Below are 16544 nucleotides of genomic sequence, written 5' to 3' on the forward strand. Positions count from 1 at the left end.
AGCTCGAGCAGTTCTTCGTCGTCCACCATGTCGGCTTTGTTGAGGAAGACCACGATGTAGGGTACGCCTACCTGGCGGGACAGCAGGATGTGCTCTCGGGTCTGCGGCATGGGGCCGTCGGCGGCGGAGCAGACCAGGATGGCGCCGTCCATCTGCGCGGCACCGGTGATCATGTTCTTCACATAGTCGGCGTGCCCCGGGCAGTCTACGTGGGCGTAGTGACGGGTCGGGGATTCGTATTCTACGTGGGAGGTGGCAATGGTGATACCGCGCTCGCGCTCTTCGGGAGCGTTGTCGATCCCTTCGAAGGCTACTGCAGAGCCGCCCCAGACTTCGGCGCAGACACGGGTCAGCGCGGCGGTCAGGGTGGTTTTACCGTGGTCTACGTGACCGATGGTGCCCACGTTCACGTGGGGCTTGGAACGTTCAAACTTTTCTTTTGCCACTGTCGTGTCCTCTATAGCTAAAAGTTTGTCAAAGAAGCCTCGAGCCGCGCACCTGTAGGCCGCCCGAGGCCTTTTGAGTCAATGGTTGTTTAAGCCTTGGTTTTCGCGATGATCTCATCGGCTACGTTCTTCGGCGCTTCCGCGTACTTCAGGAACTCCATGGTGTACGTGGCGCGGCCCTGGGTGGCGGAGCGGAGGTCGGTTGCGTAACCGAACATTTCCGCCAGCGGTACTTCCGCGTTGATCACCTTGCCGGAGGGACCTTCATCCATACCCTGGATCAGACCGCGGCGGCGGTTGAGGTCGCCGACCACGTCGCCCATGTTCTCTTCCGGGGTTACCACTTCCACTTTCATCACCGGCTCCAACAGTACCGCACCGCCCTTGGAGGAGAGCTGCTTGGTCGCCATGGAACCGGCAATTTTAAACGCCATTTCGTTGGAGTCCACATCGTGGTAGGAACCGTCGTACAGGCTTGCCTTCAGGCCCAGCAGCGGGTAGCCCGCCAGTACGCCGTTCTGCATCTGCTCTTCGATACCTTTCTGTACCGCCGGAATGTATTCCTTGGGTACCACACCACCCACGATTTCGTTGACGAACTCGAGACCTTCCGCGGACTCGTCCTCCGCCGGCTCGAAGCGCACCCAGACATGCCCGTACTGGCCGCGACCACCGGACTGGCGCACGAACTTACCTTCGATCTCGGAAGTGTTGCGGATGGCTTCGCGGTAGGCCACCTGCGGCTTGCCGATATTCGCCTCGACGTTGAACTCGCGACGCATACGGTCGACGATGATATCCAGGTGCAGCTCGCCCATGCCGCCGATAATGGTCTGGCCGGACTCCTCGTCGGTCTTCACGCGGAAAGACGGGTCTTCCTGGGCCAATTTACCCAGGGCCACGCCCATTTTTTCCTGGTCCGCTTTGGACTTCGGCTCCACGGCAACGTGAATTACCGGCTCCGGGAACTCCATGCGCTCCAGCACGATCCTGCTGTTCTCGGCGCACAGGGTATCCCCCGTGGTGACGTCTTTCAGGCCAATGGCCGCGGCGATGTCGCCCGCCAGCACTTCCTTGATTTCCTTACGGTCGTTGGAGTGCATCTGCACCATACGGCCGACACGCTCCTTCTTCATTTTCACCGAGTTGTACACCGCGGTGCCGCTCTCCAGCTTGCCGGAGTAGACGCGGAAGAAGGTCAGGGTGCCCACGAAGGGGTCGGTGGCGATCTTGAACGCCAGCGCGGCGAAGGGTGCGTTGTCGTCCGCCTCGCGGGTCTCGACGGTTTCGCCATCCTCCAGGGTACCTTCGATAGCACGCACTTCGGTGGGTGCCGGCAGGTACTCGATCACCGCGTCCAGCACTGCCTGCACGCCTTTGTTCTTGAATGCAGAGCCGCCCAGGACCGGAACGATCTCGTTGGCCAGGGTGCGCTGGCGGATACCGGCTTTGATTTCCTCTTCGGAAAGCTCGCCTTCCTCCAGATATTTTTCCATCAGCTCTTCGTTGGCTTCCGCAGCTGCCTCCATCAAGAACTCGCGCATCTCTTCGCACTCGTCCTGCAGCTCGGCGGGAATGTCTTCGTAGGTGAAGGTCATGCCCATATCATCTTCATTCCAGATGATGGCTTTCATTTTCACCAGATCGACCACGCCCTTGAAATCGTCCTCGGCGCCGATGGTCATCTGCAGGGGCACCGCGTTGGCGTTCAGGCGGTCCTTGAGCTGCTTGACCACGTTGCGGAAGTTTGCACCGGCGCGGTCCATCTTGTTCACGAAGACCATGCGCGGCACTTCGTACTTGTTGGCCTGGCGCCATACGGTTTCGGTCTGCGGCTGTACGCCGGAGGAACCGCACAGTACGACAACGGCGCCGTCGAGCACGCGCAGGGAGCGCTCCACCTCGATGGTGAAGTCAACGTGTCCGGGTGTGTCGATGATGTTGACGCGGTGCTGCTGGAACTGCTGCTGCATACCGGCCCAGAAACAGGTGGTCGCCGCGGAGGTAATGGTAATACCGCGCTCCTGTTCCTGCTCCATCCAGTCCATGGTTGCGGCGCCTTCGTGCACCTCACCGATTTTGTGGGACAGACCAGTGTAGAAGAGTACGCGCTCGGTGGTGGTGGTCTTACCGGCATCTACGTGAGCGCAGATACCGATATTGCGATAGCGTTCGATAGGCGTTTTACGTGCCACAGTTGTATCCTCGATATAACGGCAAAAGGCAGCCTGGCCTACAACTAAATCTAGGTCCGCGCTGCCTTTCGGTATTAATTTCCGATGGTGGTAATCATCAGACTCAGAAGCGGTAGTGAGAGAACGCCTTGTTGGCTTCCGCCATACGGTGTACATCTTCACGCTTCTTGACCGCACCGCCCTTGCTCTGGGAGGCGTCGATCATTTCGTTGGCCAGGCGCTGGGCCATGGACTTCTCGCCGCGCTTGCGGGAGAACTCTACCAGCCAACGCATTGCCAGGGCCATGCGGCGCGAGGGACGCACTTCTACCGGCACCTGGTAAGTCGCACCACCAACGCGGCGGGACTTCACTTCCACCATAGGCGCAATGTTTTCCAGGGACTCTTCGAAAACTTCGATGGGGTCTTTGTTCAGTTTTTCAGAAACCATATCCAGGGCACCGTAGACGATGCTCTCTGCAACAGATTTCTTGCCGCTGATCATGACGTGGTTCATGAACTTGGCGAGGGTGACGTTCCCGAACTTGGGATCGGGCAGCACTTCGCGCTTGGCGACTACTCGTCTTCTTGGCATGGGATTGCCTCTCTTCAGGGTTACTCTGAGACGCCGCCGTAACTCAAATACTCATCGGCGAGCTCAGCCTTACTCCGGTTGGAAAACCGAAACGCAATGGGTCAAATAAAGGTCAATTAACCTTTGGGTCGCTTGGCGCCGTACTTGGAACGGCCCTGCTTGCGATCGTTGACGCCGGCACAGTCCAGTGCACCACGCACCGTGTGGTAGCGCACACCCGGCAGGTCTTTTACACGACCGCCGCGAATCAGTACCACGCTGTGCTCCTGCAGGTTGTGACCCTCACCGCCGATGTACGAAGTCACTTCGTAACCGTTGGTTAGGCGCACACGGCAGACCTTGCGCAGTGCAGAGTTCGGCTTCTTCGGTGTAGTGGTGTACACGCGAGTGCAAACTCCACGGCGCTGCGGGCTGGCCTGCAGGGCTGGAACGTCGCTTTTCTCGACTTTGCGTTTTCTCGGCTTACGAACCAACTGGTTGATCGTTGCCATTAAAAATCACTCCAAAAATAAAACGCCCCCACCTTCGAGAGCGGGGGCCCAATCGTCTGTGTGTGCCAGCTGGCGGCCTGAAAGCCGGGCAGCACACCCCATATAAGCGGGGGCCGCATTCTATAGGCGCGACCGCGCCCAGTCAATGCGGAATGATGAATACTGAATCGCGATCTGGCCATGTGCCGCAGAGCGACTCCTCGACCGCGATCAGCCCCGGTGCTAGCCGGGAGTCGGATCGCGGCCAACGGCCGCTCCTACAGCACAGAGCCAGACCGCGTATTCCGCATTCCGCATTCCGCTTTCATCATTCGCCGGAGGACTTCAGGGCTTCGGTCAGTGCCGCTTCCACTTCCGCCGCGGACGGTCCCTCGCCGAAAGTTTCCTCCAGTTGCAGGCTGCGCCTGCGCTTGCGCTCCAGGTGGTGCGCAAGGCCGGTACCCGCTGGGATCAGGCGACCCACCACGACGTTCTCCTTCAGGCCGCGCAAGCGGTCTTCCTTGCCGGTGACCGACGCCTCGGTGAGGACGCGGGTGGTCTCCTGGAAGGAGGCCGCGGACAGGAAGGACTCGGTGGCCAGGGACGCCTTGGTGATACCCAGCAACAGGCGCTCGAACTGAGCCGGCTGCTTGTCCTCGGCGCGCAGGCGCACGTTCTCCTCGATGACCCGCTGGTACTCCACCTGGTCACCCTTGATGAACTCGGAGTCACCCATCTCGGTGATCTCCACCTTGCGCAGCATCTGGCGCACAATCACTTCGATATGCTTGTCGTTGATGCCCACACCCTGGAGGCGGTAAACCTCCTGGATTTCATTGGTGATGTAGCGGGCCAACTCTTCCACGCCCTTCAGGCGCAGAATGTCGTGCGGGTTGGACGGGCCATCGGAAATAACCTCGCCCTTCTCAACGGTTTCACCCTCGAACACGGTCAACTGGCGGTGTTTCGGGATCAATACCTCGTAGTGATCCTTGCCGTTCGCCAACGGCTTGCCGTCGGTCGGGGTGATCTGCAGACGCACCTTGCCCTTGGTTTCCTTGCCAAACGACACGGTACCGGAGATCTCCGCCAGGATGGACGGCTCCTTCGGCTTGCGCGCCTCGAACAGGTCGGCCACTCGCGGCAGACCGCCGGTGATGTCCTTGGTGCCGCCGGATTCCTGCGGAATACGCGCAACGATATCGCCCACATTCACCTTGTCGCCATCGGCCAGGCTGAGGATGGCCCGCGGCGGCAGCGCGTAGTGCGCCGGTGCGTTGCTGTTGGCCAGGGTCAGTTCGTTGCCGCTCTCGTCCACCAGGGTCACCGCCGGACGCAGGTCTTTGCCCGCGGACGGGCGCTCCGCCGGATCGATCACTTCGATGGAGGACAGGCCGGTGATTTCGTCGGTCTGCTTGCGGATCGACAGTCCATCTTCCATGCCGGACAGTTTCACCCAGCCGGCCACCTCGGTGATGATCGGGTGGGTGTGCGGGTCCCACTTGGCCACTACCTGGCCGCCGTCCACCTTGGCGCCCTCCTCCACGGTGATGCTGGCACCGTAGGGAAGCTTGTAACGCTCGCGCTCGCGACCGGCGCTGTCGGCGACGGCCAGCTCACCGGAGCGGGACACTGCCACCAGGACACCGCTCTCCGCTTTTACCGTCTTCACATTGTGCAGACGCACAGTACCCGGCTGCTTCACCTGGATACTGTCCGCCGCGGAGGCGCGGCTGGCCGCGCCGCCGATGTGGAAGGTCCGCATGGTCAACTGGGTACCCGGCTCACCAATGGACTGGGCGGCAACCACGCCAACAGCCTCGCCGGAATTGGCGCGGTGACCGCGGGCCAGGTCGCGACCGTAGCACTGGGAACAGATACCGTGGGCGGTCTCACAGGTAATCGGCGAGCGCACGATCACTTCGTCGATACCCATGGTCTCGATGCGCTCAACCCAGGCTTCGTCGATCATGGTACCGGCGGATACCGCGATCTCGTCGGTGCCCGGCCTGAGCACATCGCGCGCAACCACGCGACCCAGGATGCGATCGCCCAGGGATTCAATCACGTCGCCGCCCTCAATCACCGGTGCCATGGTCAGGCCGTCGTCGGTGCCGCAGTCGGGTTCGGTCACCACCACGTCCTGGGCCACGTCCACCAAGCGGCGGGTGAGGTAACCGGAGTTGGCGGTCTTCAGTGCGGTATCCGCCAGACCTTTACGAGCGCCGTGGGTGGAGATGAAGTACTGCAGTACGTTCAGGCCCTCGCGGAAGTTCGCGGTAATGGCGTTCTCGATAATGGAGCCGTCCGGACGCGCCATCAGGCCGCGCATGCCGGCCAGCTGGCGAATCTGCGCCTCGGAGCCCCGCGCGCCGGAGTCGGCGTACATGTACACGGAGTTGAAGGAGTCCTGCTCGGTCTCCTTGCCGTCGCGATCGATCACCTTCTCCTTGCGGATGCCGTCCATCATGGACTGGGTCACGCGGTCGTTGGTGCGCGACCAGACGTCGATGACCTTGTTGTATTTCTCGCCGGCGGTAACCAGGCCGGAGGCGAACTGGCTCTCGATCTCCTTCACCTCCGCCTCCGCGGCGGCGATCAGCTCGGCCTTGGCCGCCGGGATCTCGAAGTCGTTCACGCCGATGGAGGAGCCAGACTTGGTGGAGAAATCGAAACCTGTGTACATCAACTGGTCGGCGAAGATCACCGTTGCCTTCAGGCCCACCAGGCGATAGCACTGGTTGAGAATGCGCGAGATGGACTTCTTGTTCATGGCCTTGTTGACCATGTCGAAGCCGAGGCCATCCGGTACGACATTCCACAACAGCGCGCGGCCGACGGTGGTGTCGTAGATGCTGCGCTGCTCGCGCTTCTCACCGTCCTCGCCGACGATTACCTCGCGGATGCGCACCTTCACCCTCGCCTGCAGACCCACCTGCTTGGCGTAGTAAGCGCGGCTCACCTCCTTGATGTCAGAGAAGAACATGCCCTCGCCTTTGTCGTTGACGCGCTCGCGGGTCATCCAGTAGAGACCCAGTACCACGTCCTGGGACGGCACGATGATCGGCTCACCGTTGGCCGGGGACAGGATGTTGTTGGTGGACATCATCAGCGCGCGGCTTTCGAGTTGCGCCTCGATGGTCAGCGGTACGTGTACCGCCATCTGGTCGCCGTCGAAGTCGGCGTTATAGGCCGCGCACACCAGCGGGTGCAGTTGGATCGCCTTACCTTCAATCAGCACCGGCTCGAACGCCTGGATACCCAGGCGGTGCAGGGTCGGGGCGCGGTTCAGCAGCACCGGGTGCTCGCGGATCACCTCGTCGAGAATGTCCCAGACCACCGCTTCTTCGCGCTCGACCATTTTCTTGGCCGCCTTGATGGTGGTGGCCAGGCCGCGGGCTTCCAGCTTGCCGAAAATAAACGGCTTGAACAGCTCCAGGGCCATCTTTTTGGGCAGGCCGCACTGGTGCAGGCGCAGGGTCGGGCCGACCACGATCACGGAGCGGCCGGAGTAGTCCACGCGCTTGCCCAGCAGGTTCTGGCGGAAGCGGCCCTGCTTGCCCTTGATCATGTCCGCGAGGGACTTCAGCGGGCGCTTGTTGGAGCCGGTGATGGCGCGGCCGCGGCGGCCGTTGTCCAGCAGTGCGTCCACGGACTCTTGCAGCATGCGTTTTTCGTTGCGCACGATGATGTCCGGCGCATTCAGCTCGAGCAGACGCTTCAGGCGGTTGTTGCGGTTGATCACCCGGCGGTACAGGTCGTTCAGGTCGGAGGTCGCGAAGCGGCCACCGTCCAGGGGCACCAATGGGCGAAGGTCCGGCGGCAGTACCGGCAGCGCCTGCATGACCATCCACTCCGGGTTGTTGCCCGACTTATAGAAGGCCTCCAGCAGCTTCAGGCGCTTGGACAGCTTCTTGATCTTGGTCTCGGAATTGGTGGCCGGAATCTCTTCCCGCAGGCGCTGGATTTCCGCCGGCAGGTCGATGTCGTGCATCAGTTCCTGGATCGCCTCGGCGCCCATCTTGGCCTCAAACTCGTCGGCGAACTCTTCCATCGCCTCGAAGTACTGCTCGTCGTTCAGCAGCTGGCCGCGCTCGAGAGTGGTCATGCCCGGATCGGTGACCACATAGGATTCGAAATACAGCACCCGCTCGATATCGCGCAGGGTCATATCCAGCAGCAGGCCGATGCGGGACGGCAGGGATTTCAGGAACCAGATGTGCGCCACCGGGCTGGCCAGCTCGATGTGGCCCATGCGCTCGCGGCGCACCTTGGCCTTGGTCACTTCAACGCCACACTTCTCGCAGATAATGCCGCGGTGCTTCATGCGCTTGTACTTGCCGCACAGGCACTCGTAATCCTTCACCGGGCCGAAGATCTTGGCACAGAACAGGCCCTCGCGCTCCGGCTTGAAGGTGCGGTAGTTGATGGTCTCCGGCTTTTTCACTTCGCCGTAGGACCAGGAGCGGATCATGTCCGGAGACGCCAAGCCGATACGGATAGCGTCGAATTCTTCCAGCTGTTCCTGGGCTTTCACCAGGTTTAACAAATCTTTCAAAGCCTTTCTCCAATCTTGAAGGTGGATGCGCTGCGCTTATCCACCCTACAAATCCGGTGGCGCGGAATGCTATTCATCATTCCGCATTCATCATTCCGCATTCCGCTCACTCGTGTTCCAGCTCGAAGTTCATGCCGAGGGAGCGGATTTCCTTGACCAGTACGTTGAAGGATTCGGGCATTCCCGGTTCCATGCGGTGATCGGAATCCACGATGTTCTTGTACATCTTGGTCCGCCCTTCCACGTCGTCGGATTTGACCGTGAGCATTTCCTGCAGAGTGTAGGCGGCACCGTAGGCTTCCAGCGCCCAGACCTCCATCTCCCCGAAACGCTGGCCGCCGAACTGCGCCTTACCGCCCAGCGGCTGCTGGGTAACCAGGCTGTAGGAGCCGGTGGAACGCGCGTGCATCTTGTCGTCCACCAGGTGGTTCAGCTTGAGCATGTACATATAGCCCACGGTGACCGGCCGCTCGAAGGCGTCGCCGGTACGGCCGTCGTGCAGGGTGATCTGCCCGGATTCCGGCACATCCGCCAGGTTCAGCAACTGCTTGATCTCGCGCTCGTCGGCACCGTCGAACACCGGGGTGGCCATGGGCACGCCATTGCGCAGATTCTCTGCCATCGCCAGGATCTCCTGATCGGAAAGCTGATCCAGTTCCTCGACCCGGCCGCCGGTGGAGTTGTAGACCTCTTCCAGGAATCCGCGGATTTTCTTCGCCTCCTGCTGCTCCTTGATCATGCGATCAATCTTGACGCCCAGTCCCTTGGCGGCCATGCCCAGATGCATCTCCAGCACCTGGCCCACGTTCATCCGCGAGGGAACACCCAGCGGGTTGAGCACGATATCGACCGGCTCGCCGCTATCGTCGTAGGGCATATCCTCGACCGGCTTGATCACCGAAATAACACCCTTGTTACCGTGGCGGCCGGCCATCTTGTCGCCGGGCTGGATGCGGCGCTTGATCGCCAGGTAGACCTTGACGATTTTCAGCACGCCCGGCGCCAGGTCGTCACCGGATTCCAGTTTTTTCTTCTTGTCCTCGAAGGCTTCATCGAGCAGCTTGCGGCGCTCTTTCAGCTGCGCTTCAGCTTTCTCCAGCTGCTCGTTCAGGCTCTCCTCCGCCATGCGCAGCTTGAACCAGTCCTCCCGCGGCAGTTGGGACAGCACGTCCGCGGTGAGCACGTCACCCTTCTTGACGCCCTTGCCGCCGGCGGCCTTCTGGCCTTCCAGCGCCGCCTGCAGGCGCTCGAAGGTGGCTCCCTCGACGATGCGGTATTCCTCGTTCAGGTCCTTGCGCACTTCGTCCAGCTGCGCCTTCTCGATATCGATGGAGCGCTGGTCTTTCTGCAGGCCGTCGCGGGTGAACACCTGCACGTCGATGACGGTACCGCGGGCACCGCTGGGCGCACGCAGGGAGGTGTCCTTCACGTCGGACGCCTTCTCGCCGAAGATGGCGCGCAGCAGTTTCTCCTCCGGGGTCAACTGAGCCTCGCCCTTCGGCGTTACCTTGCCCACCAGGATGTCGCCCGGACCCACTTCCGCACCGATGTACACGATGCCGGACTCGTCCAGCTTGTTCAGCGCGGATTCGCCTACGTTGGGAATATCCGCGGTGATCTCCTCACTGCCCAGCTTGGTGTCGCGGGCGATACAGGTCAGCTCCTGGATATGGATGGTGGTGAAGCGGTCCTCCTGCACTACGCGCTCGGACACCAGGATGGAATCCTCGAAGTTGTAGCCGTTCCAGGGCATGAACGCGATGCGCATGTTCTGCCCCAGGGCCAGTTCGCCCAGGTCCACGGAGGGGCCGTCGGCGAGGATATCGCCGCGCTCCACCACATCGCCGGTTTTCACAATCGGGCGCTGATTGATACAGGTGTTCTGGTTGGAACGGGTGTACTTGGTGAGGCCGTAGATATCCACACCGGCCTCGCCCGCCTCCACTTCTTCGTCAGCGACGCGCACCACCACACGGCTGGCATCCACGCGCTCGATCACACCGCCGCGCTTGGCCACCACACAGACGCCGGAGTCACGCGCCACGGTGCGCTCCATACCAGTGCCCACCAGGGGCTTCTCGGCGCGCAGCGTCGGCACCGCCTGACGCTGCATGTTCGAACCCATGAGTGCGCGGTTGGCGTCGTCGTGCTCCAGGAACGGAATCATAGCCGCGGCTACTGAAACCACCTGGCGCGCGGACACGTCCATATACTGGATTTCGTCCGGCGTCTTCAGGGTAAATTCGTTCTGGTGGCGCACACTCACCAGGTCGTCGGTGAAGCGGCCCTGATCATCCACCGCAGCGGACGCCTGGGCAATCACGAAGTTGGCTTCGTTGATCGCAGACAGGTATTCGATCTCGTCGGTCACCTGACCGCTCACCACCTTGCGGTAGGGGCTCTCCAGGAAGCCGTAGTGGTTGGCGCGGGCGTAGGTGGCCAGGGAGTTGATCAAGCCGATGTTCGGGCCTTCCGGGGTCTCGATCGGGCACACACGGCCGTAGTGGGTCGGGTGCACGTCGCGCACCTCGAAGCCGGCGCGCTCGCGAGTCAGGCCGCCCGGGCCGAGGGCGGAGACGCGACGCTTGTGGGTCACTTCCGAGAGCGGATTGTTCTGGTCCATAAACTGGGACAGCTGGGAGGAGCCGAAGAACTCCTTCACCGCCGCCGCCACCGGCTTGGCGTTGATCAGGTCCTGGGGCATCAGGCCCTCGGACTCGGCCATGGACAGGCGCTCTTTCACCGCCCGCTCGACGCGTACCAGGCCCACGCGGAACTGGTTTTCGGCCATTTCACCCACGGAGCGCACGCGGCGGTTACCCAGGTGGTCGATGTCGTCCACCATGCCCTCGCCGTTGCGGATATCGATCAGCGTCTTGAGGACGTCGACGATATCTTCCTTGCTCAGGGTGCCCGCGCCGGTCTCGTCCTCGCGACCCAGGCGGCGGTTGAACTTCATGCGGCCGACCGCGGACAGGTCGTAACGCTCTTCAGTGAAGAAAAGGTTTTCGAACAGGGACTCGGCGGACTCCTTGGTGGGCGGTTCACCGGGACGCATCATGCGGTAGATTTCCACCAGCGCTTCCAACTGGGTGCGCGACGGGTCGGCGCGCAGGGTATCGGAAACAAACGGACCGCGATCCAGGTCGTTGGTGTACAGGGTTTCGAATTTGCTGATGTTCAGCGCCTTCAGCTTGCCCAGCACCTCTTCGGTAATCTCGGTGTTGCACTCGACCGCCACTTCGCCGGTGGACTCGTCCACGATATCGTGGGCCAGTACGCGGCCGTAGAGGTATTCAAGGGGTGCCTCGAGACGCTCCACGCCGGCTTTTTCCAACTGGCGGATATGGCGCGGGGTGATGCGGCGGCCGTCCTCGACGAGGACCTTGCCCTTACCATCCTTGATATCGAAAGAGGCGACGTCACCGCGCAGGCGTGAGGGGATCAGTTCCAGGCTGACATTGTCCTCGTGCAGCTCGAATCTGCTGGTTTCGAAGAACATCTCCAACATTTCCTGGGAGCTGTAGCCCAGAGCGCGCAGCAGGATGGTCGCCGGCAGTTTGCGGCGGCGGTCGATGCGCACATAGACCAGGTCCTTCGGGTCGAACTCGAAGTCCAACCAGGAGCCGCGGTAGGGAATCACGCGCGCGGCGTACAACAGCTTACCGGAGGAATGGGTCTTGCCCTTGTCGTGATCGAAGAATACACCCGGGGAGCGGTGCAGCTGGGAAACGATCACGCGCTCGGTACCATTGATCACAAAGGTACCATTGTCGGTCATGAGCGGAATTTCGCCCATGTACACTTCCTGCTCCTTGATGTCCTTGATGGACTTATTGGCAGACTCTTTATCGTAGATGATCAGACGCACGCGCACCCGCAACGGGCAGGCGTAGGTGACGCCGCGCAGGGTGCACTCCTTGACGTCGAACGCCGGCTTGCCCAGCTGGTAGCTCACATACTCCAGAGCGGCGTTGCCGGAATAGCTGACAATTGGAAATACGGACTTGAACGCCGCCTGCAGCCCGATATCCAGCCGGTCATCGGGGCGCTTGTCGGCCTGTGTGAATTTGCGATAGGAGTCCAGCTGTATCGCAAGCAGGAAAGGCACATCCATGACCTTCGGCAGTTTGCCAAAATCCTTGCGGATACGTTTTTTCTCAGTGTATGAGTAAGCCATTCATATTCCCCAGCTTGATCGGTGACAAGACTTCGTGGGAAAACCGGGGTCAGAGTAAAATTATTTCCCAATTTGAAAAATTGAATGGCTGCGCCATTAAAAATAATTTTACTCTGACCCCGGCTTTCCACCTCCGGGCGAGAAGCCTCTGAGCAATACAGTCTTCACTGCACTGGTCGGAAATCTCTCGATCACTTGCGCTTTTCAGCGGCGCACAGAGTGCGTTAAGGTGTATTTGAGGTCTCAGCGGTCACGTTTTTCCGGTCAAAAGAACACCGCTAAAAGACTCTAAAACCTAGTTGCCGCAAACGGCAAAAAGGCCGGCGGACATAAGTCCACCAGCCTTGTCGCCACCCGTCGCAAAAAACGCCGGGCGGCAGCGCAACAACCGAATTACTTCAGCTCTACAGTTGCGCCAGCTTCTTCCAGCTGTTTCTTCGCCTCTTCGGCTTCGTCCTTGCTCACGCCTTCTTTCAGCGGAGCCGGAGCGCCGTCTACCAGTGCCTTGGCTTCCTTCAGGCCCAGGCCGGTGATGCCGCGAACAGCCTTGATCACGTTTACTTTCTTCTCGCCGGCGGAAGTCAGGATTACGTCGAACTCGTCCTTCTCTTCCGCAGCCGCTTCACCGGCAGCCGGACCGGCTACAACTGCTGCAGCGGCAGTTACGCCGAACTTCTCTTCCATCGCTTCGATCAGCTCGACAACATCCTTGACGGACATTTCGGCAACTGCGTTGATAATATCTTCTTTAGTCAGAGACATGAGTCAGTACCCAATTTGTTTGAGCAGCGGGCTGCTCGGAAATTCATTGAAAAGACAGCCGTTCTACAGTGAATCAGGCTGCTTCCTGCTCTTTCTGGTCGCGAATGGCCGCAATAGTGCGGACCAGCTTGCCAGCAGATGCTTCTTTCAACACGCTCATCAACTTGGCGATCGCTTCGTCGTAAGTCGGCAGGGTTGCCAACATGGCGACATCGGCGACAGCGCCTTCGAAGGCGGCACCTTTCAGTTCCAGCTTGTCGTTTCCCTTGGCGAACGCCGACAGGATGCGCGCGCCGGCACCCGGGTGTTCGTTGGAAAAGGCAATCAGGCTGGGACCGACGAACTTCTCTACGAGACATTCGTATTCGGTACCGGCAAGAGCGCGACGCGCCAGAGTGTTGCGGACGACTTTCAACCAAACGCCGTTCTCGCGAGCCTCTTTGCGCAGGGCGGTCATGTCGTTCACGGTAACGCCGCGGGAATCCGCGATCACCGCCGACAGGGCGCCCTCAGCAGCTTGCTGGACTTCTGCGACAATCGCTTTCTTGTCTTCGAGTCCAATAGCCATAGTGTCACTCCTGGATTTGAAAAAAGACCGGGAATACCGCTCCCGATCCCGTTCCGGCAGCTCAAATCCAGCAAAAATACTGGTTTGGGCACACCGTCTGCGTAGGCTCGGACTCCCGTCCGGATTAAGCCTGCGAACCGGAGTCCGCGCGGCACCTACGGTCTTTGACGGCCCGCTTCGCAAATGCTGAGCGGACCCCAAAGTTCGGTTGCTTTGCAGGGGCAGCTGGAAGCCGCTCCTGCAGGCACAGTTAAATGTTCAGGGAAGCCTGATCGATGGTCAGGCCCGGCCCCATGGTGGTGCTCAGGGTGATCTTCTTCAGGTAGACACCCTTGGCGGACGCGGGCTTGACCTTCTTCAGATCCGACACCAGCGCCTCCAGGTTCTCCTTGATCGCGTTCGGATCAAAGCTCACCTTGCCGATACCACCGTGAATAATGCCGCCCTTGTCAGCGCGGAAACGCACCTGACCGGCCTTGGCGTTTTTCACCGCAGTGACCACGTCCGGAGTCACGGTGCCGGTCTTCGGATTCGGCATCAGGCCGCGGGGACCGAGGATCTGGCCCAGCTGGCCGACAACGCGCATCGCATCCGGGGAGGCGATCACCACGTCGAAGTCCATTTTGCCGGCCTTCACTTCGGCAGCCAGTTCGTCCATGCCCACCAGGTCGGCGCCAGCTTCTTTCGCCGCATCGGCATTGGCGCCCTGGGTGAATACTGCTACACGTACATCTTTACCGGTGCCGTGAGGCAGAGTAGTGGCACCGCGAACTGCCTGATCGGATTTGCGCGGATCGATACCCAGATTGATGGAGGCATCCACGGTTTCCGCGAACTTCACATTGGACAGCTCCTTCAGCAGGGCCAATGCATCGTCGATACCGTAGGCTTTACCGGCTTCCACTTTCTCAGCGATAGCGCGCTGACGCTTGCTCAACTTAGCCACTTACAGACCCTCCACTTCGATACCGGCACTGCGTGCGGAACCGGCGATTGTGCGCACGGCCGCGTCCATATCGGATGCAGTCAGGTCTGCCATTTTGACAGTGGCGATTTCTTCCAACTGGGCACGGGTTACCTTACCCACCTTCTCGGTGTTCGGGCGACCGGAACCGCTCTTGATCTTGGCGGCCTTGCGCAGCAGTACTGCGGCAGGCGGGGACTTCATGATGAAGGTGAAGGAGCGATCGCTGTACACAGAGATCACTACCGGCACCGGCAGGCCCGGCTCGATATTCTGAGTCTGGGCGTTGAACGCCTTACAGAACTCCATGATATTTACGCCGTGCTGACCCAGCGCGGGACCAACGGGCGGGCTCGGGTTGGCCTGACCGGCCTTGACTTGCAGCTTGATATAAGCTTCGACTTTCTTAGCCATTACAGCTCTCCTCTGGTTGGGTGGTAGCGCCTGCGTTGAACGGGTTATCCACCCGCAGCGCTCGGCTCCCCTGTTGCCCCGAAAGCTATTGAACCTTCAGGGACGCGAAAGCCCCCTTCCACCCGACGGTGAAAGAGGGCTGAAAATTCGGCGCCGGAATCAGCTTTTCTCTACTTGGCTGAACTCCAGCTCTACCGGGGTGGAGCGGCCGAAGATCAACACCGCCACACGCAGGCGGCTCTTCTCGTAGTTGACCTCTTCCACCACACCGTTGAAATCGTTGAACGGCCCGTCGGTAACCCGCACCATCTCGCCGGGCTCGAACAGGGTCTTGGGCTTGGGCTTGTCGACAGAGTCGTCGATCCGATTCAGGATAGCCTGGGCCTCGCGATCGGTGATCGGCGCCGGCCTGTCCGCCTTGCCGCCGATAAAACCCAGTACGCGCGGGGTTTCTTTCACCAGGTGCCAGGTATCGTCGTTCAACTCCATTTCCACCAACACATAGCCGGGGAAGAACTTGCGCTCGCTCTTGCGCTTTTGCCCGGCGCGCATCTCAACCACCTCTTCGGTGGGCACCAGCACCTCGCCGAACAGATGCTCCATTTCGTGCAGCTCGATGCGCTCCTTCAGGGAGGACGCAACGCGCTTCTCGTAGCCGGAGTAGGCCTGAACCACGTACCAATGCTTAGCCATGCGTCAACCTTTAGCCGATAACCTTGGATGCCGCCCAACCCAGGGCGGAATCCAGCGCCCACAGGATCAGCGCCGTAATCAACGTAATCACCACCACGATCAGTGTGGTCTGTGTCGCCTCCTGGCGGCTCGGCCAGACAACCCGCCGCACCTCTGTCTGGGCCTCGCGCAGGAGATTCCAGAAGGCATTACCCTTGGCGGTATTGACTGCAACAGCCAACGCCACCAGGCAGAGCGCAACAATCGCCAGCACGCGGTACAGAAGGGGAAAATCGGCGTAATAGGAATTGCCCGCCACCGCGGTGCCAACCAACAGCACCACCAGCAGCCACTTCAGGCCATCAAGACGAAAGGTTTTCGCCTCTACTTTAGCATTCATATATAGAAGCCTTTCTAGTTTCTAGCCTCTAGAAACCAGCATCTAGAAATGGCAGGCCAGGAGGGACTCGAACCCCCAACCCTCGGTTTTGGAGACCGATGCTCTACCAATTGAGCCACTGGCCTAAGAACAACCGGACGCCACTGCACACTTTTGCATCAGCGACCGAAAAATGAGGGAGCGGAGTGTAGCACCAGCTCCGCCCCCGATCAACGGGTCTTTTGCGGGGGCTGGCGCCCCGCGAGCCAGCTTACTCGATGATCTTGGCTACCACGCCAGCACCAACGGTACGGCCGCCTTCGCGGATCGCGAAGCGCAGGCCTTCTTCCATGGCGATCGGG

The 16544-nt window shown here is 60.6% G+C and carries 13 protein-coding genes and 1 tRNA gene; all 14 read right to left on the reverse strand.

The annotated features are described in order from the left end of the window. Positions 1-446: GTP-binding protein (locus tag FHS09_RS21580; protein ID WP_183463846.1), on the reverse strand; the 446-nt coding region annotated here is incomplete at its 3' end. 89 nt (positions 447-535) lie between these two features. Beyond that, complete coding sequence (fusA, locus tag FHS09_RS21585) at positions 536-2641, reverse strand: elongation factor G (protein WP_183463848.1); 2106 nt, start codon at positions 2639-2641, stop codon at positions 536-538. Between the two features lie 103 nt (positions 2642-2744). Further along, the gene (gene rpsG, locus FHS09_RS21590) at positions 2745-3215 is read right to left on the reverse strand and encodes a 30S ribosomal protein S7 (protein WP_183463850.1); all 471 of its coding nucleotides are present in this window, start codon (positions 3213-3215) and stop codon (positions 2745-2747) included. Positions 3216-3331: 116 nt separating this feature from the next. Continuing rightward, positions 3332-3706: a 30S ribosomal protein S12 gene (gene rpsL / locus FHS09_RS21595; RefSeq protein ID WP_067150990.1), complete on the reverse strand. Its 375-nt coding sequence runs from the start codon at positions 3704-3706 to the stop codon at positions 3332-3334. A gap of 307 nt (positions 3707-4013) precedes the next feature. Continuing rightward, on the reverse strand, positions 4014-8243 hold the full coding sequence (gene rpoC / locus FHS09_RS21600; protein ID WP_183463852.1) for a DNA-directed RNA polymerase subunit beta': 4230 nt from the start codon (positions 8241-8243) through the stop codon (positions 4014-4016). A 106-nt stretch (positions 8244-8349) separates the two neighbouring features. Beyond that, entirely contained in the window at positions 8350-12423 is a 4074-nt protein-coding gene (gene rpoB, locus FHS09_RS21605; RefSeq protein WP_183463854.1) for a DNA-directed RNA polymerase subunit beta, read from the reverse strand. Between the two features lie 393 nt (positions 12424-12816). Beyond that, positions 12817-13185, reverse strand: a complete 369-nt coding sequence (gene rplL / locus FHS09_RS21610) for a 50S ribosomal protein L7/L12 (protein ID WP_183463856.1) — start codon at positions 13183-13185, stop codon at positions 12817-12819. Between the two features lie 73 nt (positions 13186-13258). After that, entirely contained in the window at positions 13259-13753 is a 495-nt protein-coding gene (gene rplJ / locus FHS09_RS21615) for a 50S ribosomal protein L10 (protein WP_183463859.1), read from the reverse strand. Positions 13754-14003: 250 nt separating this feature from the next. Next, on the reverse strand, positions 14004-14699 hold the full coding sequence (gene rplA, locus FHS09_RS21620) for a 50S ribosomal protein L1 (RefSeq protein ID WP_183463861.1): 696 nt from the start codon (positions 14697-14699) through the stop codon (positions 14004-14006). Next, the gene (gene rplK, locus FHS09_RS21625; protein WP_183463863.1) at positions 14700-15131 is read right to left on the reverse strand and encodes a 50S ribosomal protein L11; all 432 of its coding nucleotides are present in this window, start codon (positions 15129-15131) and stop codon (positions 14700-14702) included. A gap of 159 nt (positions 15132-15290) precedes the next feature. Beyond that, positions 15291-15824 carry a transcription termination/antitermination protein NusG gene (gene nusG, locus FHS09_RS21630; protein ID WP_183463865.1) on the reverse strand — a complete coding sequence of 178 codons (534 nt, stop codon included), beginning with the start codon at positions 15822-15824 and terminating at the stop codon, positions 15291-15293. 10 nt (positions 15825-15834) lie between these two features. Next, positions 15835-16203, reverse strand: a complete 369-nt coding sequence (secE, locus tag FHS09_RS21635; RefSeq protein ID WP_183463867.1) for a preprotein translocase subunit SecE — start codon at positions 16201-16203, stop codon at positions 15835-15837. Positions 16204-16252: 49 nt separating this feature from the next. Next, positions 16253-16328, reverse strand: a tRNA-Trp gene (locus FHS09_RS21640). A 125-nt stretch (positions 16329-16453) separates the two neighbouring features. Beyond that, positions 16454-16544 (reverse strand): EF-Tu C-terminal domain-related protein (locus FHS09_RS23185; protein ID WP_076604501.1); only part of this gene is annotated, 91 nt, incomplete at its 5' end.

This window comes from Microbulbifer rhizosphaerae (assembly GCF_014191725.1).
GTDB classification, from domain to species: domain Bacteria; phylum Pseudomonadota; class Gammaproteobacteria; order Pseudomonadales; family Cellvibrionaceae; genus Microbulbifer; species Microbulbifer rhizosphaerae.

What these genes read in the sequence shown, in the direction of transcription:
- rpsL (WP_067150990.1), bottom strand. Translation starts at nt 3,706, where the DNA reads ATGGCAACGATCAACCAGTTGGTTCGTAAGCCGAGAAAACGCAAAGTC.
- rplK (WP_183463863.1), bottom strand. Translation starts at nt 15,131, where the DNA reads ATGGCTAAGAAAGTCGAAGCTTATATCAAGCTGCAAGTCAAGGCCGGT.
- nusG (WP_183463865.1), bottom strand. Translation starts at nt 15,824, where the DNA reads ATGGCTAAGCATTGGTACGTGGTTCAGGCCTACTCCGGCTACGAGAAG.
- rplJ (WP_183463859.1), bottom strand. Translation starts at nt 13,753, where the DNA reads ATGGCTATTGGACTCGAAGACAAGAAAGCGATTGTCGCAGAAGTCCAG.
- rpsG (WP_183463850.1), bottom strand. Translation starts at nt 3,215, where the DNA reads ATGCCAAGAAGACGAGTAGTCGCCAAGCGCGAAGTGCTGCCCGATCCC.
- secE (WP_183463867.1), bottom strand. Translation starts at nt 16,203, where the DNA reads ATGAATGCTAAAGTAGAGGCGAAAACCTTTCGTCTTGATGGCCTGAAG.
- rplL (WP_183463856.1), bottom strand. Translation starts at nt 13,185, where the DNA reads ATGTCTCTGACTAAAGAAGATATTATCAACGCAGTTGCCGAAATGTCC.
- rpoB (WP_183463854.1), bottom strand. Translation starts at nt 12,423, where the DNA reads ATGGCTTACTCATACACTGAGAAAAAACGTATCCGCAAGGATTTTGGC.